Origin of the sequence: Pseudacidovorax intermedius, assembly GCF_001476815.1 — a bacterium.
GTDB classification, from domain to species: Bacteria; Pseudomonadota; Gammaproteobacteria; order Burkholderiales; family Burkholderiaceae_C; genus Xenophilus; species Xenophilus intermedius_A.
Genome location: NZ_LDSL01000145.1, coordinates 1 through 20,676 on the forward strand (window position 1 = coordinate 1; position 20,676 = coordinate 20,676).

At 71.3% G+C, this 20,676-nt stretch carries 21 protein-coding genes; 13 read left to right on the forward strand and 8 right to left on the reverse strand.

What is annotated here, in order from left to right; genetic code table 11:
* Positions 1-115 precede the first annotated feature (115 nt).
* A complete protein-coding gene (locus NS331_RS20805) occupies positions 116-1,015 on the reverse strand; it encodes a TauD/TfdA dioxygenase family protein (RefSeq protein ID WP_082702660.1) in 900 nt (299 codons plus the stop codon).
* A gap of 13 nt (positions 1,016-1,028) precedes the next feature.
* Positions 1,029-1,340: a hypothetical protein gene (locus NS331_RS20810; RefSeq protein WP_058643862.1), complete on the reverse strand. Its 312-nt coding sequence runs from the start codon at positions 1,338-1,340 to the stop codon at positions 1,029-1,031.
* Between the two features lie 178 nt (positions 1,341-1,518).
* Here NS331_RS20810 and NS331_RS20815 point away from each other — a divergent pair, with 178 nt between their 5' ends.
* Positions 1,519-2,454 carry a LysR substrate-binding domain-containing protein gene (locus tag NS331_RS20815; RefSeq protein ID WP_153012959.1) on the forward strand — a complete coding sequence of 312 codons (936 nt, stop codon included), beginning with the start codon at positions 1,519-1,521 and terminating at the stop codon, positions 2,452-2,454.
* A gap of 46 nt (positions 2,455-2,500) precedes the next feature.
* Complete coding sequence (locus tag NS331_RS20820) at positions 2,501-3,094, forward strand: DNA-3-methyladenine glycosylase (RefSeq protein ID WP_058643863.1); 594 nt, start codon at positions 2,501-2,503, stop codon at positions 3,092-3,094.
* A gap of 10 nt (positions 3,095-3,104) precedes the next feature.
* Here the strand turns inward: NS331_RS20820 and NS331_RS20825 are convergent, their stop codons facing one another.
* The gene (locus tag NS331_RS20825; RefSeq protein WP_058643864.1) at positions 3,105-4,319 is read right to left on the reverse strand and encodes an MFS transporter; all 1,215 of its coding nucleotides are present in this window, start codon (positions 4,317-4,319) and stop codon (positions 3,105-3,107) included.
* Between the two features lie 140 nt (positions 4,320-4,459).
* Here NS331_RS20825 and NS331_RS20830 point away from each other — a divergent pair, with 140 nt between their 5' ends.
* Complete coding sequence (locus NS331_RS20830; RefSeq protein ID WP_058643865.1) at positions 4,460-5,380, forward strand: LysR family transcriptional regulator; 921 nt, start codon at positions 4,460-4,462, stop codon at positions 5,378-5,380.
* A 42-nt stretch (positions 5,381-5,422) separates the two neighbouring features.
* Here NS331_RS20830 and pepE read toward each other — a convergent pair whose 3' ends face one another.
* The 3 genes from pepE to NS331_RS20845 form a co-directional block, all read right to left on the reverse strand.
* The gene (gene pepE / locus NS331_RS20835) at positions 5,423-6,184 is read right to left on the reverse strand and encodes a dipeptidase PepE (protein WP_058643866.1); all 762 of its coding nucleotides are present in this window, start codon (positions 6,182-6,184) and stop codon (positions 5,423-5,425) included.
* Positions 6,181-7,719: an OPT/YSL family transporter gene (locus tag NS331_RS20840; RefSeq protein ID WP_058643867.1), complete on the reverse strand. Its 1,539-nt coding sequence runs from the start codon at positions 7,717-7,719 to the stop codon at positions 6,181-6,183. Before NS331_RS20840 ends, pepE begins: the two co-directional genes overlap by 4 nt.
* A gap of 102 nt (positions 7,720-7,821) precedes the next feature.
* The gene (locus NS331_RS20845; RefSeq protein WP_058643868.1) at positions 7,822-8,583 is read right to left on the reverse strand and encodes an IclR family transcriptional regulator; all 762 of its coding nucleotides are present in this window, start codon (positions 8,581-8,583) and stop codon (positions 7,822-7,824) included.
* Positions 8,584-8,873: 290 nt separating this feature from the next.
* Between NS331_RS20845 and NS331_RS20850 the strand changes: the two genes are divergently transcribed.
* From NS331_RS20850 to NS331_RS20865, 4 genes are all read left to right on the forward strand, one after another.
* Positions 8,874-9,863: a DUF1177 domain-containing protein gene (locus NS331_RS20850; RefSeq protein ID WP_058643869.1), complete on the forward strand. Its 990-nt coding sequence runs from the start codon at positions 8,874-8,876 to the stop codon at positions 9,861-9,863.
* 69 nt (positions 9,864-9,932) lie between these two features.
* Complete coding sequence (locus NS331_RS20855) at positions 9,933-11,255, forward strand: Nramp family divalent metal transporter (RefSeq protein WP_058643870.1); 1,323 nt, start codon at positions 9,933-9,935, stop codon at positions 11,253-11,255.
* Positions 11,256-11,380: 125 nt separating this feature from the next.
* Entirely contained in the window at positions 11,381-11,671 is a 291-nt protein-coding gene (locus NS331_RS20860) for a YciI family protein (protein WP_058643871.1), read from the forward strand.
* Positions 11,668-12,594, forward strand: coding sequence for a hypothetical protein (locus NS331_RS20865; protein WP_058643872.1), 927 nt, complete (start codon positions 11,668-11,670; stop codon positions 12,592-12,594). Before NS331_RS20860 ends, NS331_RS20865 begins: the two co-directional genes overlap by 4 nt.
* 10 nt (positions 12,595-12,604) lie before the next feature.
* Here the strand turns inward: NS331_RS20865 and NS331_RS20870 are convergent, their stop codons facing one another.
* On the reverse strand, positions 12,605-13,636 hold the full coding sequence (locus NS331_RS20870) for a pirin family protein (protein ID WP_058643873.1): 1,032 nt from the start codon (positions 13,634-13,636) through the stop codon (positions 12,605-12,607).
* 208 nt (positions 13,637-13,844) lie between these two features.
* Here NS331_RS20870 and NS331_RS20875 point away from each other — a divergent pair, with 208 nt between their 5' ends.
* The 3 genes from NS331_RS20875 (at position 13,845) to NS331_RS20885 (ending at position 16,188) form a co-directional block, all read left to right on the forward strand.
* Positions 13,845-14,132 (forward strand): hypothetical protein, encoded by a 288-nt coding sequence (locus NS331_RS20875; RefSeq protein ID WP_058643874.1) that lies wholly within the window; start codon positions 13,845-13,847, stop codon positions 14,130-14,132.
* A gap of 105 nt (positions 14,133-14,237) precedes the next feature.
* Positions 14,238-14,618 carry a response regulator gene (locus tag NS331_RS20880; protein ID WP_058643875.1) on the forward strand — a complete coding sequence of 127 codons (381 nt, stop codon included), beginning with the start codon at positions 14,238-14,240 and terminating at the stop codon, positions 14,616-14,618.
* Between the two features lie 136 nt (positions 14,619-14,754).
* Positions 14,755-16,188 carry an amidase family protein gene (locus tag NS331_RS20885; RefSeq protein WP_058643876.1) on the forward strand — a complete coding sequence of 478 codons (1,434 nt, stop codon included), beginning with the start codon at positions 14,755-14,757 and terminating at the stop codon, positions 16,186-16,188.
* Between the two features lie 3 nt (positions 16,189-16,191).
* On the opposite strand, the gene radA is transcribed toward NS331_RS20885, so the two are convergent.
* Positions 16,192-17,574, reverse strand: a complete 1,383-nt coding sequence (gene radA, locus NS331_RS20890) for a DNA repair protein RadA (RefSeq protein WP_058643877.1) — start codon at positions 17,572-17,574, stop codon at positions 16,192-16,194.
* A 158-nt stretch (positions 17,575-17,732) separates the two neighbouring features.
* Between radA and NS331_RS20895 the strand changes: the two genes are divergently transcribed.
* From NS331_RS20895 to NS331_RS20905, 3 genes are all read left to right on the forward strand, one after another.
* Positions 17,733-18,719: a Bug family tripartite tricarboxylate transporter substrate binding protein gene (locus NS331_RS20895; RefSeq protein ID WP_058643878.1), complete on the forward strand. Its 987-nt coding sequence runs from the start codon at positions 17,733-17,735 to the stop codon at positions 18,717-18,719.
* Entirely contained in the window at positions 18,719-19,570 is an 852-nt protein-coding gene (locus NS331_RS20900; RefSeq protein WP_082702661.1) for a class II aldolase/adducin family protein, read from the forward strand. Before NS331_RS20895 ends, NS331_RS20900 begins: the two co-directional genes overlap by 1 nt.
* 122 nt (positions 19,571-19,692) lie before the next feature.
* Entirely contained in the window at positions 19,693-20,673 is a 981-nt protein-coding gene (locus tag NS331_RS20905; RefSeq protein ID WP_058643879.1) for a 2-dehydropantoate 2-reductase, read from the forward strand.
* Positions 20,674-20,676 lie beyond the last annotated feature (3 nt).

Sequence of the window (20,676 nt, forward strand, 5' to 3'; positions counted from 1 at the left end):
GGCGGGGGTCGTCGGCATGGCCGATTCTGTGCTGGTGGGCGCTCGCGCGGTATCGCCGGGCGACTGCCCGCCATGCGCCCGCACGCCGGCGCGCGGCCGACCCGGCCCCGCGCGCCTACGCCGAGTGCGCGCGGCTGCGCTGGCCGTGGACCGACACGGGCACCTCGCCGACCACGGTGGCGCGGCGCATCACGCGCATGCGGTCGCCATAGTCGTTGATGGCGTAATGCTGGGTGCTCCGGTTGTCCCACATGGCCACGTCGCCGGGCGCCCAGCGCCAGCGGATGGTGTTCTCCAGGCGGGTCACGTGCGCCTGGAAGACCTCGTAGAGCCGGTCCGAGTCGTGGGTGTTGAAGCCGACGAAGCGTTGGGCGTAATGGCCCAGCAGCAGGCTGCGCTCCCCCGTTTCCGGATGGACGCGGACGACGGGATGCTCGTGCTTGATAACCTGTGCCGCATACTGGCGCCGGTACTTCCGCGCCGTGTCGTCATGCAGCAACTCCACCCGGCTGGCCGCATAGTCGAAGTCGTTGCCGTGCACCGCCCAGAGCCGGTCCGCCAGCAGCTGCAGTTCGATCGGCAGGTGCTGGTAGGCCGCCACCGTGTTGGCCCACACCGTGTCGCCGCCCACCTCGGGCAGGGTGACGGCCCGCAGCACCGACAGCTTGGGCGGGGCCTGCTCGAAGGTGACATCGGTGTGCCAGGAATTGGCACGGCCGCCCTGGTGCGAATGCAACTCCAGGATCTGGGAATCGGAATTGCCGACCGTGGGATGCCCGACCATCTGGCCGAATTGGCTGGCAAATCCCAATTGCGTCGCGTCGCTCAGCCCGTGCTGGTTCCGGAAGAAAACCACCCGGTGCTTGAGCAGCATGGCGTGGATGAATTCGATGTCGGACGCCGGCATTCCCTTTCTGATGCGAATGCCGTCGATGATGGCGCCCAGGCTGTCCGACAAAAGGGTGACGGTGGATCGCGCCTCGCCTGCTGGCATTTCTTCGGCTTCCTTGTACATGTCTCGCTCCTCGTCAGGATTTCTCGAATGAATGCATGGCCGCCGGGTCGGCCAGGGTGGCCGCGCAGCGCGAGCGCAACTCGAAGATGAGCTGCGTGTCGCTCGCTGTTGCGGCACGGCGGCGCTGGGCCGCCAGCGCCGCGGCGAGTCCCGATTCGTACCTGGAAAGGAATTCGCGGCTTTCGCTGCCGGGCGGCGACACCATGTAGGCGCAGAATTCGACGTTGGACGCGAATTTTTCGGCGTCGCCGGAATTCTGCGCATTGGCTGCCGTGCCGGTTCCCAGAAAAAACAGAAAGCCGAATAAGAAAGCCGGTTTATTCATTGTCCGCGTGATGGTTCGGACCCATGCTAATGAGCGGCCGGATCAGGTACAAACAACGTTTTCAGAAGCTCTGCATAAGGGTTCGTGATGGTCGCCGGGGCCCCGGGGACGCCGCGGCCCGACCGCCATGGAAGACCCCACGCCTTCGACCGCCCCCCGCGGTGCTGCGCCGCGAGGCATGCCCCGGTCATCGCCGGCCGCGGCCGGCCCGCCGCTCGGCCGCCTGCTGGACCCCGAACTCCTGCGCGCCTTCGTCGCCGTCGTCGACTGCAACGGCCACACCCATGCGGCGCACCACCTGCACCGGACGCAGGCCGCCGTCAGCCAGCAGGTCTCGAGGCTGGAGGACGCGGTCGGCACGGCGCTGTTCGCAGGCCCCAAGCGGCACATCCGGCTCACGGCGGCCGGCGGCGTGCTGCTGGACTATGCCCGCCGCCTGCTCGCGCTCAACCAGGAGGCGCTGGAGCGGCTGCGCCCCGAGCCGGTCAGCGGCACCGTGCGCATGGGTGCCACGCACTACTACGCCACCAGCGTGCTGCCCGGGCTGCTGGCCGAGTTCTCGCGGCGGCATCCCGGCATCCACATCGAGATGGAGGTGGGCGTGGCCGACGACATGCAGCGCAAGCTGGGCCGCGCCTACGACCTGATCATCAACGCCTTCCCCGGCGGCTCGGGCCGCGGCGTGCTGCTGCGGCGCGAGGCGGTGGTCTGGGCCGCCGCGCGCGATGGCGATGCGCCCGCGCGCGACCCGGTGCCGCTGGCCGTGCTGCCGCCCGGCTCGCTGCTGCGCAAATGGGCCGAGGCCGCGCTCACGGCCGCCGGCCGCCGCTGGGTGGTGGTGCAGGAAAGCCTGAGCATCGAGGTGCTCAAGGCCAGCGTGCGCGCCGGCGCGGCCGTCGGCGTGTTCCAGGCCGCCACGGTGCAGGCCGCGCCGCCGCTGCGCGTGCTGGATGGGGCGGACGGCTTCCCGCCGCTGCCCGCGTCGGAAATGTGGCTGGACAAGGCCGACCGTGCGCTGCCCAAGGCGGCGAGCTGCCTCTACGACTTCCTGCGCGAACAGTTGCCGCCCTGGCAGGAGGCCGAGGCGCCGTCCGGCGCGGACGATCCGGGCTGATGGCCACGATGGTTGCTTCCTGCTGCGCGCTGCTGACCCGCTCCCCATGGCCCCGCCCACGCCCGTCCTGCCCCATCTCGCCATCGACTTTTTCGCGCCGGCCCACGAGGTGGCCGCGGCCCTGATCGGGGTCGAGCTGCTGGTGGACGGCGTGGGCGGCCGCATCGTGGAGACGGAGGCCTACGACCGCGACGATCCCGCCTCGCACAGCCACCGCGGCCCTACGCTGCGCAACGCCGCCATGTTCGGGCCGCCGGGGCGGGCCTACGTCTACCGGTCCTATGGCATCCACTGGTGCCTGAACGTCGTGTGCGGGCCGGAAGGCCACGGCGCCGGGGTGCTGATCCGCGCGCTGGCGCCCACCCATGGTCTGGCCCGCATGCGCGAGCGGCGCGGGCTGCAGGACGTGCGACTGCTGGCCGCCGGCCCCGGCCGGCTCGGCCAGGCGCTGGCCATCGACCCCCGCCTGAACGGCCGGCCGCTGGACCAGCCGCCCTTCGAATTGCGGCCCCGCGCGGGAACGGAGCAGGTCCAGATCCAGACCGGCCCGCGCATCGGCATCACGCGCGCGGCCGACGTGCCCTGGCGCTTCGGCGAGGCAGCGTCGCCTTTCCTGAGCCGGCCCTTTCCGCGGCGCTGAGTGCAAGGAATCAGCGTCGGCCAGCCCGCATCCGCACCACCAGCGTCCCCCCCGCACTCGCCATCGCCAGCAGCACCACGCCCCACCAGCCCACGTGCGCCAGCACCTGGCTGCCCAGGGCGGCGCCGGCGGCCATGCCGATGAACATGCCGGTGAACAGCAGCGCGTTCAGCCGGCTGCGGGCACCCGGGTCCAGGCTGTAGACCAGCGTCTGGTGCGCCACCAGCGTGGCCTGCACGCCGAAGTCGAAGCCGATGGCGGCCACCACCAGCAGGCCGATCTGGGCGGCGGGCGGCAGCAGGTCCTGCAGCAACAGCAGGGCGAACGACGCCAGCGCCAGGCCGGCGCCCAGCTGCGTCACGCGGTTGGGACCGCGGCGGTCGGCCAGGCGGCCGGCCAGCGGGGCGGCCAGGGCGCCCGCGGCACCGGCCAGGCCGAAGGCGCCGGCGGCGGCGCTGCCCATCTGGAAGCGCTCGTGCAGCATCACCGCCAGCGTGGACCAGAAGGCGCTGAAGCCGATGGACAGCAGGCCCTGCGCCAGCGCCGCGCGGCGCAGCGGCTCGTGCCGACGCCATAGCTGCACCAGCGAGCCCATCAGCTGGCCGTAGCCCAGCTGCGTGGTGGGCACAAAGCGCGGCAGGCCGCGCCACAGGGCGATGCCGATGAGCGCGATGGACGCCGCCGCCGCCACGAACACGGCGCGCCAGCCCCATTGCTCGCCCACCAGCCCGCTGGCCACCCGCGACAGCAGGATGCCCAGCAGCAGCCCGGTCATGACGGTGCCGACGGTGCGGCCCCGGTGCGCCTCGGGGGCCAGGGCCGCGGCGGCCGGGACGATGTCCTGCGCCAGCGTGGCGGTGAGGCCGATGGCCAGGCTGGCCACCATCAGCGCGCCCAGGCCCGGCGCCAGGGCACAGGCCAGCAGCGCCAGCATCAGCAGCACGGCCTTGGCCAGGATGATGATCCGCCGGTCGTAGCGGTCGCCCAGCGGAATCAGCAGCAGGATGCCGGCCGCATAGCCCAGCTGGGTGAGCGTGGGCACCAGCCCGGTCTGTGCCGGGCTGGCGCGCAGATCGGCGCCCAGGATGCCGAGCAGCGGCTGGGCGTAGTACAGGGCGGCGGCGCCCAGGCCGGCGCCGGCCGCGAGCATGAGCACCAGCGGGCGCGACAGGCCCGCCTCGGCGGGCGCCGTGGGCGCGGTGGCGGACAGGGGAAGGGAAGACATGGCGAAGCTCCTGATCACGAAGACGGCCGCAGCGCCGGCCCCTCCAGGCCGCGATGCTGCAGTGCAACAGGCTGCATTCTTCCAACGAATGATTGCCCGCTGTAGAGGCCGGCAATGCAGATTGGATATACGCTCAACGCATGAAAGACCCTGCCGTTGCCGCCGACCGCCTGGAACTGCTGCAGACCTTCCTGCGCATCGTCGAGGCCGGCAGCCTGTCCGCCGCCGCCCAGCAGATGGGCAGCACCCAGCCCACCGTCAGCCGCCGGCTCCAGGCGCTGGAGCGATCGCTGGGCCTGCGGCTGCTGCACCGCTCAACCCACGCCATGGCGCTGACCGAGGACGGCGAGCGCTGCCTGGCCCATGCCCGCGACCTGCTGGAGCGCTGGGACAGCTTCGAGGCCGAGGCCCGCGGCGCGCGCGACCTGCCGCGCGGCCACCTGCGCGTGCTGGTGCCGCATGCCTTCGGGCAGGACCAGCTGATGGCGCCGCTGCTGGGCTTTCTGGACGCGCATCCGCAGGTCAGCATCGAATGGCTGCTGCACGACCGCCAGCCCGACTTCATCGCCGAGGGCATCGACTGCGCGATCCGCGTCGGCGCGGTGAGCGACCCGTCGGTGGTGGCGCAGCGCCTGACCGAGATCCAGCGCGTGGTCGTGGCGCCGCCCGGCCTGTGGGGCAACGGGCCGCCGCCGGCCACGCCGCAGGCGCTGGCCGACCTGCCCTGGCTGGCGCTGCAGACCTTCTACCGCGACGAAGTGACGCTGACGCGCGAGGCCGACGGCGCACGCGAGACCTTCCCCATCCGCCCGCGGCTGGCCACCGACAGCCTCTATGCCACCCGCCGCGCCGTGCTGGGCGGGGCGGGCATCGCGCTGGTGTCGGCCTGGGCCGTGGCGCCGGACCTGGCCGCCGGCCGGCTGGTGCGCCTGGCACCGCAGTGGGTGGGCGATCCGCTGCCCATCTACCTGATGCATCCCTACGCCCGGCAGTACCCGCCGCGGCTGCGGGCCTTCACGGCGTGGATGCGTGAGCACATGCCGCTGCCGGGCAACTTCTGAACCCCGGGCCGGCACGCTGGCGGCGTCACGCCGCAGCGCCCTTCAGCGCCGCGCAGCGACAGTTGCCGCTACGGGCCCTTCCGGCACCTGGCGCAGATCACCATCACCTGCGAGAAGGAAGACAGGCCCGCCCAGAACACGCATTCCCTGCGCACCGACGTGAAGCCCCGTGCCCTCGGGCAGAGCCCAAACCGGCACGTCTGGATTGAGCGCGCAGAACTCCTGCAGACGCTGCAGCCGTGTCTCACCCCGATGCCCCGACGGATGAACCTGCGTGAAGTGCGGATTGATCTGAAAGGGCACGGCGGCGAGCGCATCGAATCCACCGGGGTCCACCACTGGCATGTCGTTCGTCGTGCGAATCGTGGGGCAGGCCAGATTGGCACCCGCGCTCCAGCCCAGGTAGCTGCAATGCCACTGCCTGACGCGATCCGCCAGCGGCGCCAGAAGCCCGCGCCGGCGCAGCTCGTACAGGAGATGGAAGGTGTTGCCTCCACCGACGACCACATGGGTCGCCCCAGCCAGCAGCGCCTGCATGTCGGCCGCTCGATGGAGCGGCCGCAGAGGGATGCCGAGCCGCTCGAGTGCGCCGGCGACGAGTTCGGCGTAGGCATCCCAGTCACGCACGACGCCCGCGAAGGGCACGAACACCGCTTCGCCTGGCGCCTCGCCAAGCGCCCACCAGGTCCGGATGGCGTCGAGCGCGTGGGCGAGATAGCCATCGGCGCCCACCGAATTGCTGAGCAGCAGGAGGTTGGCCGAAGGAGCTTCCCGCCGGCCGTCTAACGCTCGGGGTTCAGTCATCTGGATTTCGTGTACGACTTCGCGGCCGAGTTGCAGAAGCTGAACAGCGCGTCGCCCGCGATGACGCCCCCGGCGAACACCTCCAGGCGGCTGCGCACCGTCTCGCCACCCCAACGTTGCGCCACCAGCCTCAGCACCAGGCCCACGGCCACGGCCCAGCCGGCCATCGGATGGGTGATCAGCAACCCCGTGGCCAGCATCACGCCCAGTTGGCGCCGGGGGCCACCGGCCCACTGGATCAGTGCGCCCGGCACGGCCCACATCGCCAGCTTCAGGCCGACACCGCTGGCGATGCCGGCCTGGATGGTCGTCGCATAGACGCGCGCGACCGGCGGTAACAGGTTCTGCGAGAAGAACATGGGATGGCTGAAGTAAACGACCGGGATGGCGACGACAAAAGCCAGCATGCCGCCCATCAGCTGATGGCGCCGGCCTTCGAGCTCGAAGGCCGGGTCCTGTCCGTTGCCACGCAGGATGAAGCCGGCCTTGAGGTCATATCCCATGTCGGCGAAAGCCGGTCCCGTGGCGGCGGAGAAGCCGCACAGCACGACCAGGGCCACGGGCGGAAAACCCAGCAGCATGCCGATCAGAAGCGTGATGAGGGCGACGGCGAATGCAGGAAACCATCCGGAGTGCATCGCGGCCACGCCGACGATCAGCTCGTGCACATAGGCGGCGAAGGCCGCGTACATCACGAAGCCGACCAGCGCGAGCAGCGACATGTCTGCATAGAGTCCGCAGACAAGGGCGAGAAAGGCCGCGATCAGAACGTAGGCGACGGCCCCCTGGCGCAGCACGCGGTGCATCTGCGTGGCGTCCAACCGCGGCTCGGCGTTTGCGGGCGCATCGCCGGACACCTTTCGGTGGCGCAACTGGCCGGCCACCTGTATCAGCGCCACCAGGCCGGCACCGATCATCAGTCCGTGAGGCAGATACTGTTTGCCGATATCGATGCCCACGAGGGCCTGGCTATAGCCTCTTGTCAGAAGGCCCAGCCCGAACATGCTCAGTGCCCAGACGTTGCCGATGAAGGCGGTACCGAACGCGGACATGGGCACGCTCAGCCAGGCGCCCGCAACGCCGACGCCCAGGCCCAAGGCCAACAAGCGCGCCTGCCGGCCACCTTGATCGCCCGCCTTGATGGCCTCGGCGGCTGCGACGCCGGGCGGCCACGCACCCGACGCAGGAAAGACCCGCGAGTCGAACATGCGGTAGAGCAGCCAGCCGTCGAGAAGCATCGCCAGGCTCACGCCCACCAGCATCGGCAGCACCAGGTCGGCACGGCCGAATGCAAAGGGCACGGCGATCGGCAGCAACAGGCTGTTGGCCGCGCCGAAGGTGGCCGACGAAATGACGGTCTGCGCCATGTTCTGCACGTGCACCGAGCGGTAGGTGCTGAACCATCGCAGCGGAATGCGTGCAGCCACCATCGCGACGAGGGCGCCGATCAACGACGTGTTGGGCGTGACGCCCAACGTCGTCAGCAGCTGGATGCCGATGATGGCGCCCAATACGCTGAGCAGCAGCATGAACATGAGGTTGCCGGCGCCAAAAAGGCCGGAGCGACGAGGTACGGAAGACACGGCTTTACTCCCCAGGTGAACGGACCGATAAACAAAAATCGAGGGACCGGCGGCTCACTGCCAGTGCGGATCGTCGATGGAACGCCCGAGACGACGAGCGCTTCGCACCAACTGGCGCGACAGGTCCTCGACGAAGCTCTTTTCCTGCGCGAGAACCGAAGGAAAGCTCAGGCAGAAAGCCCAGCTCTGGCCGCTGGAGGGTTCGCCCACGGCACAACTCACGCTTCCCACATGCGCGAAGGCTTCATCGAGTGCGACGGCGCAACCCGTCCTGCGCACACCGGCCAGTGATCTCAGAAGCCAGGGCAACCCCCGGCTCTGCGGGGAAGCATCCATGCCCAAGGTTTCCCCGAACGCGGCGGCCACCCTGTCGTCGGACAGCCGCGCCAGCAAAGCCCGGCCGGTGGACGTCGATACGGCACTGTTGCGCTTGCCGGCCTGGGTGACGATGCGCAGCATCTGCGTGCCGTGAAGAACGCGGAGCACGACCACCTGATGCAGGGTGCTGTCGAGCACGCTGATGAAACCCGTGTGTCCGTTGAGCGCCACGGCCTCGCTCAATTCGGACTCGATGCGGCGGATCACTGGCTGGTGTTCCAGGACGAATCGGCCCAGCGCCACCATCATGTCGGCCGGCGAATAGGCGAGGGACTCGGCGTCCCTCATCAGCAGCCCCGCGTCGGCCATCTGTCTGAGAAGGCGCGATACAGAGCTCTTCGGCATCTTCAGCGCGAGGGCGATGTCGTTCACACCCATGGGCCGCCCCTGGTGGACGAAGACGGCGAGCACAGCCGCAGCGGAGTGAAGGATGGCCATGTCAGCGCGACTGCAGCATGGACGCGGGGGCGAAACCGTTCATGAGGAGGCAACTATCCGGCCGTGCCGCGCCGGTGTCAGCCGATGCCAAAAAATGGAACTGCGTGGATTGCGCACTTCGCCTTGTCCTCCCTCGCTCGCCTCTGGTTCCACCGTTTGCAACCGTTTGATCGGCCGTTGCCAGCGGCCTACGCTGCGACGCGCTTCGTCCCCTGCTGCGCGCGACGCGCGTGCTCTGCTCAAGGCTCCGCAGCCCCGAGGCGACATCTTCAACTTCCTAACGGATCACCATGGCCCTGGTTCAAACTCTGAAGTTCTACGAATTGCTCGACAGCGCCCGCGTCCGCGGCACGGACGTCAAGGCCGTCTTCGACGGCTTTGAAGACGTCACGGTCGATGTGGAGACGGTGCCGGACGAGCCGCCGGCCGAATCCGACAAGACCACCGACTTCGTCACCATCCGCATCCCGGGAACCAGCGGCCGCACGCGTGGCGGCCAGGCGCCGACCACGGGCATCATCGGCCGCTGCGGCGCCATCGGCGCGCGGCGCAATGAGGCGCATCCGGAACTGTCGGAGATCGGCATGGTCTCCGACGCAGACGGGCCCATCGCCGCCCTGGCCGCGGCGCTCAAGATCGCCACGATGGCCGTCAATGGAGACCCGCTCCCGGGCGACGTGATCGTCACGACCCATATCTCCACCGACGCGCCCACGCAGCCGCACACGCCGGTGCCCTTCATGGGCGCACCGGTGTCGATGGTCACGATGAACCGGCACGAGGTTCTGCCGGAGATGGACGTCATCCTCTCGATCGATGCTTCCAAAGGCAACCGCATCGTGAAACAGAAGGGCATCGCCATCACACCGACCATCATGCAGGGCTACGTTCTCGCGGTCAGCGACGACCTGGTGAGCATCATGGAGTACTGCACCGGACGTGTGGCCGTCACGCTGCCCATCGCGATCCAGGACATCATCCCGTACGACCTCAAGCAGTTCCCTCGCTTCAACAGCATTGTTTCCCCCCACGCGGCCACGACCTCGCCGGTCGTTGGTGTCGCTGTCACATCCCAGTCCGTCATTCCAGGCAGCGCCACAAGCGCGAACCATGCCATCGACATCGCGGAAGCGGCCCAGTTCGTGGTCGAGGTGGCCAAGCAGTACGGCGCCGGGCGCTGCCAGGTGGTGGACATTCCGACCTTCGAGCTGCTCGTTTCACAGTACTTGGACCTCAACATCTTCCGCACCAACGGCAAGGGCGCGGCGGCCCAAGCCTGACGCCAGCGCTCGCCGGCGAGGCCGGGCGGCGGTTCATCGAGGGCGTGCCTGCCTATCATCCCGCCCGCCATGTACCGCCTGCCCCGCACCGCCACCGCGCCCTTCTGCCCCTCCGAGGTCAAGGGCAGCGTCACCGTCGACCCCGGCCAGCCCTTCCACCGCAGGCTGCTGAAGTTCGCCGGCCCCGGCCTCCTCGTCTCCGTGGGCTACATGGACCCGGGCAACTGGGCCACCGACATCGAGGCCGGCTCGCGCTTCGGCTATGGCCTGCTCTTCGTGGTGCTGCTGGCCAGCCTGGCCGCGATGCTGCTGCAGACGCTGTGCGTGCGGCTGGGCCTGGCCGCGCGGCTGGACCTGGCGCAGGCCTGCCGCCGCCACTACGGCCCGCGCGTCAACCGCTTCCTGTGGCTGGGCGCCGAGCTGGCCATCGTGGCCTGCGACCTGGCCGAAGTGCTGGGCAGTGCGCTGGCGCTGCACCTGCTGCTGGGCGTGTCCATTCCGGTGGGCATCGCCATCACCGCCTTCGACACGCTGCTGGTGCTGGGCCTGCAGGGCGCGGGCTTCCGCCGGGTGGAGGCCATCGTGCTCGGCCTGGTGCTGACCATCGCCGGCTGCTTCGCGGTGGAGCTGGCCATGTCGCAGCCCAACTGGTTCGGCGTGGCCATCGGCTTCGTGCCCAGCCTGGAGCGGCTGCAGCAGCCCGGCGCGCTGTACCTGGCCATCGGCATCGTGGGCGCGACGGTGATGCCGCACAACCTGTACCTGCATTCCTCCATCGTGCAGACACGGCTGGTGGCGCGCACGCCGGCGGCCACGCGCGAGGCGGTGCGCCTGGGCACGGTGGACGCCGTGCTCTCGCTCACGCTGGCGCTGTTCGTCAACGCGGCCATCCTGATCCTGGCGGCCAGCGCCTTCCACGGCGGCGGCCGCGCGCCGGTGACCGAGATCGAAGAGGCCTACCACCTGATCGAGCCGCTGGTGGGCAGCCTGGCCGCGCTGCTCTTCGGCATCGCGCTGCTGGCCTCGGGCCAGAGCTCGACCTTCACCGGCACCATCGCCGGCCAGATCGTCATGGAAGGCTTTCTGGACCTGAAGATTCCCTGCTGGCAGCGGCGCCTGATCACCCGCGCGCTGGCGCTGGTGCCGGCCTTCGTCGGCGTGTGGTGGTTCGGCGACGGCGGCGTGGGCAAGATGCTGGTGCTCAGCCAGGTGGTGCTGAGCTTCCAGCTGCCCTTCGCCATCTGGCCGCTGGTGCGCTTCACCAGCGACCGCCGGCTGATGGGCGAGTTCGCCAGCGGCTGGGCGATGAAGGGCACGGCCTGGGGACTGTTCGCGGTGATCGCCGTGGCCAACGTGTGGCTGGTCTGGACGGTGGCGACGGGGCAAGGCTGAGGCGGAAGCGACGGCCGCAGCCGCTAGCGGCACCGTCCAGGGACAGGCACCGCGGCGCTTCAATCCTCCGCGCCCGCCGAGGCCTTCCGAGACAGCGGCCGGGGCCACGGGCTACCCTCGGGCGCATGTTCATCGTCACCCTCACCTACATCCGCCCCGTCGAAGAGATCGACGCCCACATGGAGGCCCACGTGGCCTGGCTGCGCCGCCATTACGAGAGCAGCCTGTTCGTCGCCTCCGGCCGGCAGGTGCCGCGCGTGGGCGGCGTGATCCTGGCCCGCTCGGGCGACCGCGCCGCCCTCGAGGCCGTGCTGGCCGAAGACCCCTTCGCGCAGCACAAGCTGGCCCGCATCGACATCGTCGAGTTCACTCCCAGCATGACCGCGCCCGGCGCCGAGGCGCTCAAGTCGATATGAGCGGGCGCCCGGGCGCGCCGCCGCGGTCGGGCCTGGGCACGGCCCTGAAGCGCGCCCTGCTGCTGCTCGTCGCCGCCGCGGTGCTGGCCGGCTGCTGGCTGCTGCCGCTGGAGCCGCTGGCGCGCGAGCAGTTGCGCGCCGGCCTGCAGCGTTCGCTCACCGCCTTCGCGGCGGCGCGGGCGCTGGGCGCGGTGCTGTCGGTGGCACAGGGCACGCAGCTGGACGTCAAGCCGGCCGGCGTCGGCCTGAGCCTGGCACCCGGCCAGGCGCTCAAGCCGCTCAACGAGCTGGTGGACCGCTTCGCCGCCGTCATGCTGGCGGCCAGCGTGGCGTTCGGCATCCAGCTGCTGATGCTGGGCATCGGCGGGCATGGGGCGGTGTCGGTGGCGCTCACGGCGGTGCTGCTGGCCTGGCTGGTGCTGCGCTGGCGGACCGCCGGCGCGCCGGGCGCTGCGGAGGGCACCGCAGCCCGCGCCGACGCGCCGCCGGCCACCGGCGCTGCAGTGGCGTCGTCCCGCACCCTGCGCTGGCTGTCGCCCGTGTTCGCCGGCCTGCTGCTGGTGCGCTTCGCGGTGCCGGCGGTGGGCCTGGCCAACGAGGGCGTCTACCGCGCCGTGATGGCGGGCGAATACCAGTCGGCCCTGGCGGTGATCGAGGCCTCGCCCGAGCAGGTCGCCGGCCGCGCACCGCACGCCGAGCCGAAGGACGACGGGCTGCTGGAGCGCCTCAGGCGCTGGTCCGAGCGCGCCACCGACCTGCGCGCCGGCTACGAGGCCATCCTGCAGGCGGCCGGCGAATGGACGCGCACGATGGTGCGGCTGATCGCCCTGTTCGTGGTGCAGACGGTGCTGCTGCCGCTGGGCTTCCTGTGGCTGATGTGGCGGCTGGCCCGCGCCATCGCGGGCACCGCCGCTCGCCGCTGAGGCTCCGGCCTCAGCCCGCCGCGTCCACCGCCTCTTCGCGCCGCCCGTCCGGGTAGCGTGCGAAGCGCGCCGGCGCCGCGCCATGCACCGGCGCCGCGTCCGGCCAGGGCCAGCCGCCGAACTGGGTGCGGCGGTAGTCCTGCATCGCCTGCGCGATCTCGGCCTGCGAGTTCATGACGAAGGGGCCGTACTGCGCCACCGGTTCGGCGATGGGCCGGCCCTGCAGCAGCAGGAATTCGCAGACCTCGTCGCCCGCCGCCAGCGCCACCGCGGCGTCGGCCCGCAGTTCGATGGCCGCCGGCCCCTGCACCGCCTGACCGCCCACCGTGGCGGACGCGCCCTTGAAGAAGTACAGCACCCGCTGCGTGCCCGCGCCCGCCGCGGCCGGCAGCGTCCAGCGCGCGCCGGGTTCCAGGCGAAGGGTCCAGATGGCCACGTCGGCATCGGCCTGCGCAGCCCACGAATCCGGCGGCGGCGACGGCGGGGCATCGGCGCCCTCCAGCCGGCCGGCCACGACGGTCACGTCCACGCCTTCGGCGCGCCAGTGCGGCACCTGGCCGGACCAGAGCATGGTGAAGTGCGGATCGACCATCTTGCGCGCCGCCGGCAGGTTCAGCCAGATCTGGAACAGCTCCAGCGGATTGCCCGCGTCCTCGCGCAGCAGCGGAAACATCTCCGAGTGCACGAGGCCGCGGCCGGCCGTCACCCACTGCACGTCGCCGCCGCCGAAGCGGGCCGCGGCGCCCAGCGAGTCGGCATGGTCGATCAGGCCGCGGCGCACCAGCGTCACGGTCTCGAAGCCGCGGTGCGGATGGGCCGGAAAGCCCGGTACCGACTCGCCGTGGTACATGCTCCAGCCGTCCTTGCGGCTGAAGTCGGCGCCGATCTCGCGGCCGGCCAGCGAAGCGGCCGGCGCCATGCGACCGTCGCCGCGCGGATAGCCGTCGTCGTGGTACGCGCAGAACAGGAAGGGGTCGACGGTCGGCCAGGGAAAGCCCAGCGGGTGGACGCCCAGGACGGCGGAGGCGGGGGTGTCGTTCATGGAGTGCTCTTTTCTAGGGTGCGAAGGCCCGGCAGGCCCGAACTCCGAAGATGGGGCCACCCGGCCGATTGTGGAAGGCCCGCCGGCGCGACAGCCCGGACCATGGGTGCAACAGTGGCTTGGCCGGCAGCGGCGGCCGCCGGGCGCTACCATCGCCGGTCGTCACACAGGCGCCAGGGGCCATCGCTGGCTGGCGCAGGAGCGTTGAATGAGCCAGAACAAGCAGGACAAGGCCGCGGAGGCGGTCGAGGCGCTGGAGCGCACACTCGACCAGGCCAAGGCCGTGGCTGCGGAGATCCGCCAGGCGGCGGACAACCTCGCGGTGGTCAACACCGTGCTGGAAGAAGCCCTGCCCGCCACCACCCAGGTGGGCGAGGTGGCGCAGGCGCTCGACCAGTCGGGCCAGGTCGAAGACCAGATCAGCCGCTCGGCCGAGGTGCTCGAGGCCCTGGAGGCCGCCCAGGCCGAGGTGACCAAGCAGGTGGCGCCGCGCTGACGGCAACCCGCCTGTCGGCAATGTCCGACACCAAGGGGGGCCCCGCACGCCCACGGCGCCCCGCCCCCGGTCGTTAAGCTGCCCATTCCCTGCACGCGCCACGTCATGGCCGCTCTCCGCATTTTCATCGTCGAAGACAACCCGACCATCCGGGACAGCCTCATCCCCACGCTCGAAGACCTGACCGACGCCGAAATCGTCGGGCTGGCCGAGGGCGAGGACGAGGCCGTCCGCTGGATGCAGGCGCACCCGGGCGGCTGGGACCTGGCCATCGTGGACCTGTTCCTCCGGCAGGGCTCGGGCCTCGGCGTCCTGCGCCGTGGCCGCTCCGGCGGTGCCCGCCAGTCGATGGTGGTGCTGACGAATTACGCCACCACCGACATGCGCCGCCGCTGCAGCGAGGCGGGCGCGGACCGGGTGTTCGACAAGTCCAACGACCTGGACGCCTTCTTCGACTACTGCAACGCGCAGGCGCCCTCGCGCTGAGGCGATCCGCCGCCATCGCGGCACGCCTGCCCGCCGGTCGCTGCGACGCGGCTTGGCCGCCACAGCTTGTTCTGGACGGCGCGGCGGCTGTTGCACAGGAGTGGACAGCCGCCCGCACTTGCCGCTACACCGGCGTATGCCCTCCGCCGCACCCTCCGACTCCCTCCCCACCGAACTCTGGCGCCTCGGCGCCGCGCAGACCGCTGCGCTGGTCGCCAGCCGCCGCATCAGCGCCACCGAGGCGACGCAGGCCGCGCTCGACCGCCTTGAGGCGGCCAACCCGGCCATCAACGCCGTGGTCGACCACCGGCCCGAAGAAGCGCTGCGCCGCGCCGCCGAGGTAGATGCCGCACTCGCCCGCGGCGAACCCGCCGGGCCGCTGGCCGGCGTGCCCGTCACGCTCAAGGTCAACGTGGACCAGGCCGGCTTCGCCACCACCAACGGCGTGCGGCTGCAGCAGGACCTGATCGCCGACCACAACAGCCCGGTCGCCGACAGCCTGCTGGCCGCCGGCGCGGTGATCGTCGGCCGCACCAACACGCCCGCCTTCAGCTACCGCTGGTTCACCGGCAACCAGCTGCACGGCACCACCCGCAATCCGCGCAATGCGGCGCTCACGCCCGGCGGCTCCTCCGGCGGCGCGGCGGCAGCCGTGGCGGCGGGCATCGGCGCCATCGGCCATGGCACGGACATCGCCGGCTCGATCCGCTACCCGGCCTATGCCTGCGGCGTGCACGGCCTGCGGCCCACCGTCGGCCGGGTGCCGGCCTGGAATGCCTCCAGCCCCGAGCGCACCGTCGGCGGCCAGATCACCGCCGTCTCCGGCCCCATCGCCCGGCAGGTGCAGGACCTGCGCCTCGCCCTGGCCGCCATGGCCCGCTGGGACGCCCGCGACCCCTGGGCCGTGCCCGCGCCGCTCATCGGTCCGGCCGTGCCGCGCATCGCCGCGCTGTGCGTGCGCCCCGACGGCCTGGCCACGACCGCGCCGGTCGAGGCCGCCCTGCGCGATGCCGCCGACCGGCTGCGCGACGCCGGCTGGGTGGTGGACGAGGTCGACGCCCTGCCGCCGCTGCAGGCGGCCTGCGCCGACCAGGTGCGGCTGTGGATGGGCGACGGCTACGCCGCCCAGCTGCGCAACGCCGAGCGCGAGGGCGACCCGGCCGCCCTCGCCGCCCTGCACGGCCAGGCCGACCTGGCGGGCCGCATGGACGGCGAGATGCTCTCGGCCGTGCTGGTGCGCCGCGCCACGCTGGCGCGGCAGTGGCAGCGCTACCTGCAGGAGCGCTATCCGCTGGTGCTGCTGCCGGTGTCGGCCGAGCTGCCCTTTCCGGCCGACCTGGACCTGCAGGGCCCCGAGGCCTATGCCCGCGTGTGGGCGGCGCAGATGACGCAGATCGCCCTGCCCTTCGTCGGCCTGCCGGGGCTGGTGGTCAGCACCGGCATGGCCGAGGGCGAATGCGGCCCGGCGCCGGTGGGCGTGCAGCTGGTGGCGGGGCGCTTCCGGGAAGACGTCTGCCTGGAGGCCGGCGAGGCCATCGAGGCGCGCGGCGTCCCGCCGGCGCCGGTCTGACGCTCAGTCGAGCTGTCGCACCACCGCCATCGCCTCGTCCACCCGGTCCACGGCGTGGATCGTCAGGCCCTCGATGGGCTTCTTCGGCGCATTGGCCTTGGGCACCAGCGCGACCGAGAAGCCGAGCTTGGCCGCCTCGCGCAGGCGCTCCTGCCCGCGCGGCGCCGGCCGCACCTCGCCCGCCAGGCCGACCTCGCCGAAGGCCACGAAGCCCTTGGGCAGCGCCTTGCCCCGAAGGCTGGAGCTGATGGCCAGCATCACCGCCAGGTCGGCCGCCGGCTCGGTGATGCGCACGCCGCCCACGGCGTTGACGAACACGTCCTGGTCCATGCTGGCCACGCCCGCGTGGCGATGCAGCACGGCCAGCAGCATGGCCAGGCGGTCGCGCTCCAGGCCCACCGACAGGCGGCGCGGGCTGGGGCCGCCGTCGTCCACCAGCGCCTGTATCTCCACGAGCATGGGCCGCGTGCCCTCCAGCGTGACCAGCACGACGCTGCCGGGCACCGGCTGCGCATGCTGGCTCAGGAAGATGGCGCTGGGGTTGGCCACGCCACGCAGGCCGCGCTCGGTCATGGCGAAGACGCCGATCTCGTTGACGGCGCCGAAGCGGTTCTTGATGGCGCGCACCAGGCGGAAGCTGGAATGCGTGTCGCCCTCGAAATACAGCACCGTGTCGACCATGTGCTCCAGCACGCGCGGGCCGGCCAGGGCGCCTTCCTTGGTCACGTGGCCCACCAGCACCACCGCCGTGCCGCTGGCCTTGGCGAAGCGCGTGAGGTGGGCCGCACATTCGCGCACCTGCGCCACCGAGCCGGGGGCGGAGGTGAGCTGGTCCGAATACACGGTCTGGATCGAATCAATGATGGCGATGGCCGGCCGGTGGGCGTCGAGCGTGGCGAGGATCTTTTCGAGCTGGATCTCGGCCATCAGCTGCACCTGCGAGCGCTCCAGCCCCAGCCGGTGTGCGCGCAGCGCGACCTGGGCGCCGCTTTCCTCGCCGGTCACGTACAGCGCGATCTGGCCGGCGTTCTGCAGCGCGTCGGCCGCCTGCAGCAGCAGGGTCGATTTGCCGATGCCCGGGTCGCCGCCGATCAGCGTCACGCCGCCGGGCACGATGCCGCCGCCGAGCACCCGGTCCAGTTCCTCCAGCCCGGTGGGCGTGCGGGCCACGTCGGTGGCCTCGATCTCGGCCAGCACCGCCAGCTCGGAGGCGCCGCCCAGCGCGGCGAAGGTGTTGCCGAAGCGGTTCTGCGCCGGGCCGCCGGCCGCTGCCGGCGCCTGCTCGACCAGCGTGTTCCAGGCGCCGCACGAGGGGCATTTGCCCAGCCACTTGGGGCTGGTGCCTCCGCATTCGCTGCACACGTACTGGGTCTTGTCCTTGGCCATCGAGGGAGTGTATTGAGCCGGCCGCGTCCGGCCGGGAACGGGATGACGGTTGCCCGGTGCTCGCGTAAACCAGAAGACGCAGCGGTGCCTGCTGCTGGAACAATCGCGCCCATCATCGGGCGCGTCGCGCCCCTTTTTTTCTTCTGGAGACACCTCCCATGCAGATCACCCGCCGCCACCTGCTGCAGACCACGGGCGCCTCGGCGCTGCTCGCCGGCATCGGCCAGCAGGCCTTCGCCCAGGGCGCCCTGGAGAACGCCACCATCGTCACCGGCTTCGCCGCCGGCGGCACCTCCGACACCATCTGCCGCCGCGTGGCGCAGAAGCTGCAGCCCGACTACGCCAAGGCCGTGGTGGTGGACAACCGCACCGGTGCCGGCGGCCAGATCGCCATCAACTACATCAAGGCGCGCCCGGCCGACGGCACGACGATGCTGCAGACGCCCACGTCGATGCTGACGATCTATCCGCACATCTACAAGAAGCTGTCGTACGACCCGCAGGCCGACCTGACGCCGGTGAGCCTGGGCTGCGTGTTCGACTTCGGCTTTGCCGTGGGCCCGGCCGTGCCGGCCAGCGTCAAGAACGTGGCGGACTTCCTGGCCTGGGCCAAGGCCAACCCGACGGGCGCCAACTTCGGCTCGCCGGCCGCCGGCTCCACGCCGCACTTCGTGGGCGTGCTGATCGGCAAGAGCGCCGGCGTCGAGCTCAAGCATGCGGCCTACCGCGGCACGCAGCCGGCCATGCTGGACCTGCTGGGCGGCAACATCTCGGCCGTGTCGGGCCCCATCGGCGACATCACGCAGCACCTGTCCACCGGCAAGGTGCGCATCCTGTCGGTGTCGGGCGCCAAGCGCAGCCGCTTCGCACCCGACGTGCCCACGCTGATGGAACAGGGCATCAACATGGCCCACAGCGAGTGGTTCGCCTTCTTCCTGCCGCCCAAGGCCAACCCCGAGCTGGTGGCCCGCCTGAATGCCGGCATGAAGAACGCCCTGGCGCAGAAGGACGTGATCGACGGCCTGGGCACCTTCGGCCTGGAAGCCATGTCCTCCAGCCCCGCCGAACTGGCCGACCTGATCAAGAAGGACACGGCCAAGTGGGCGCCCATCGTGAAGGAAGTGGGCTTCACGGCCGAGGCCTGATGCGCACCACGCCGGACGTCGGCGCTGCGGCTGTGCCGGCCGTGGCAGCCGCTTCGGCCACCTCGGCCGCATCGGCCGCATCGGCCACTTCGGCCGCTTTGCGCGGCATGCATCCGGACGAACGGGCCGCCCGCGTGCAGCTGGCGGCCTGCTACCGCGTCTTAGCCATGCTCGGCTGGACGGAGATGATCTACAACCACATCACCGTCCGGCTGCCCGACAGCGTGACCGGCGGCGACAAGCAGTTCCTGATCAATCCCTTCGGCCTGCACTACAGCGAGGTCACGGCCAGCAACCTGGTGCGCATCGACCTGGCGGGGCAGGTACTCGATGGGTCGTCGCATCCGGTCAACCCGGCCGGCTTCACCGTGCATGCCGCCATCCACGACGGCCTGCCCGGCGCCCATTGCGTGATGCACACCCACACGACCGCCGGCATGGCGGTGGCCTGCGTGGAGGGCGGGCTGTCGCTGTCCAACTTCTACGCCGCGCAGCTGCACGGCCGGGTGGCCTACCACGACTTCGAGGGCGTGACGGTGCATGCCGACGAAGGCCCGCGCCTGCTGGCCAGCATCGGCGACAGGCCGGCCGTCATCCTGCGCAACCACGGCCTGCTGGTCTGGGGCCAGACGCTGCCGCAGGCCTTCGTCACGCTGTGGACGCTGCAGCGCGCCTGCGAGGTGCAGCTGGCCACGATGAGCATGGGCCGGCCGATTCCGGTGGCCCAGGCCGTCGCCGAGCAGTGCAAGCGCGACGCGCTGCAGTTCCATCCCGCGCAGGGTGCCGGCCAGGACGTGTTCGACGCGCTGGTGCGGCAGGTGGACCGGATCGATCCGGGCTACCGGGACTGACCCCGGTTTTGCCGCGCGCGCAGGGCCGGGCGCCGCGCCCCGTGGGCGCAGCGCGGCTGGCACGCGCACACCGCAGCGCCTAGCATGGCGCTTTCCGCGGCTTTGGACTTTCGGACTCTCCCATGAAGATCTGCATCTACGGCGCCGGCGCCATCGGCGGCTGGATCGGCACGGCCTTCGCCCAGGCGGGCGAACGGCTCAACGTGGTGGCGCGCGGCGCCACGCTCGCCGCCCTGCAGGCGGACGGCCTGGCGGTCGTGCGCCAGGGCGGCGCGACCCAGCGCGTGCCCGTGCATGCGGTGGACGACCCGGCCGCGCTCGGGCCGCAGGACGTGGTCGTCATCGCCGTCAAGGCGCCCGCCCTGGCCGGCGTGGCCGAGCGCATCGGGCCGCTGCTCGGGCCCGACACCGTGGTGCTGACGGCCATGAACGGCGTGCCCTGGTGGTTCCTGGACGGCGGCTTCGGCGGCCCGCTGGCCGGGCGCAGGCTGTCGGCCGTGGACCCCGAGGGCCGCATCGCCGCCGCCATCCCCGGCCGGCACGTGATCGGCGGCGTGGTGCATGCGAGCTGCTCGCTGGATGCGCCCGGCGTGGTGCGCCACCACTTCGGCAACGGCCTGATCCTGGGCGAGCCCTCCGGCACGCCGACCGAGCGCGTCCAGCGGCTCGCCGGCCTGCTGCAAGGCGGCGGCATCGACGCCCGCGTGTCGCCGCAGATCCAGAAGGACGTCTGGTACAAGCTCTGGGGCAACATGACGGTCAACCCGATCAGCGCGCTGACCGGGGCGACCACCGACCGCATCCTGGCCGACGACCTGCTGCGCGGCTTCATCTCCGCCGTGATGCTGGAGGCGCGTGCCGTGGGCGAGCGCATCGGCGTGCCCATCGCCGAGATGCCGGAAGACCGTCATGCGGTCACGCGCAAGCTGGGCGCCTTCAAGACTTCAATGCTGCAGGACGTGGAAGCCGGCCGGCCGGTGGAGCTCGACGCGCTGGTGAGCGCCGTGCGCGAACTGGCGCAGGGCGTGGACCTGCCGACGCCCTTCACCGATGCGCTGCTGGGGCTGGCGCGGGTGCAGGCGCGGGGGTTGGGCCTGTACTGAGCG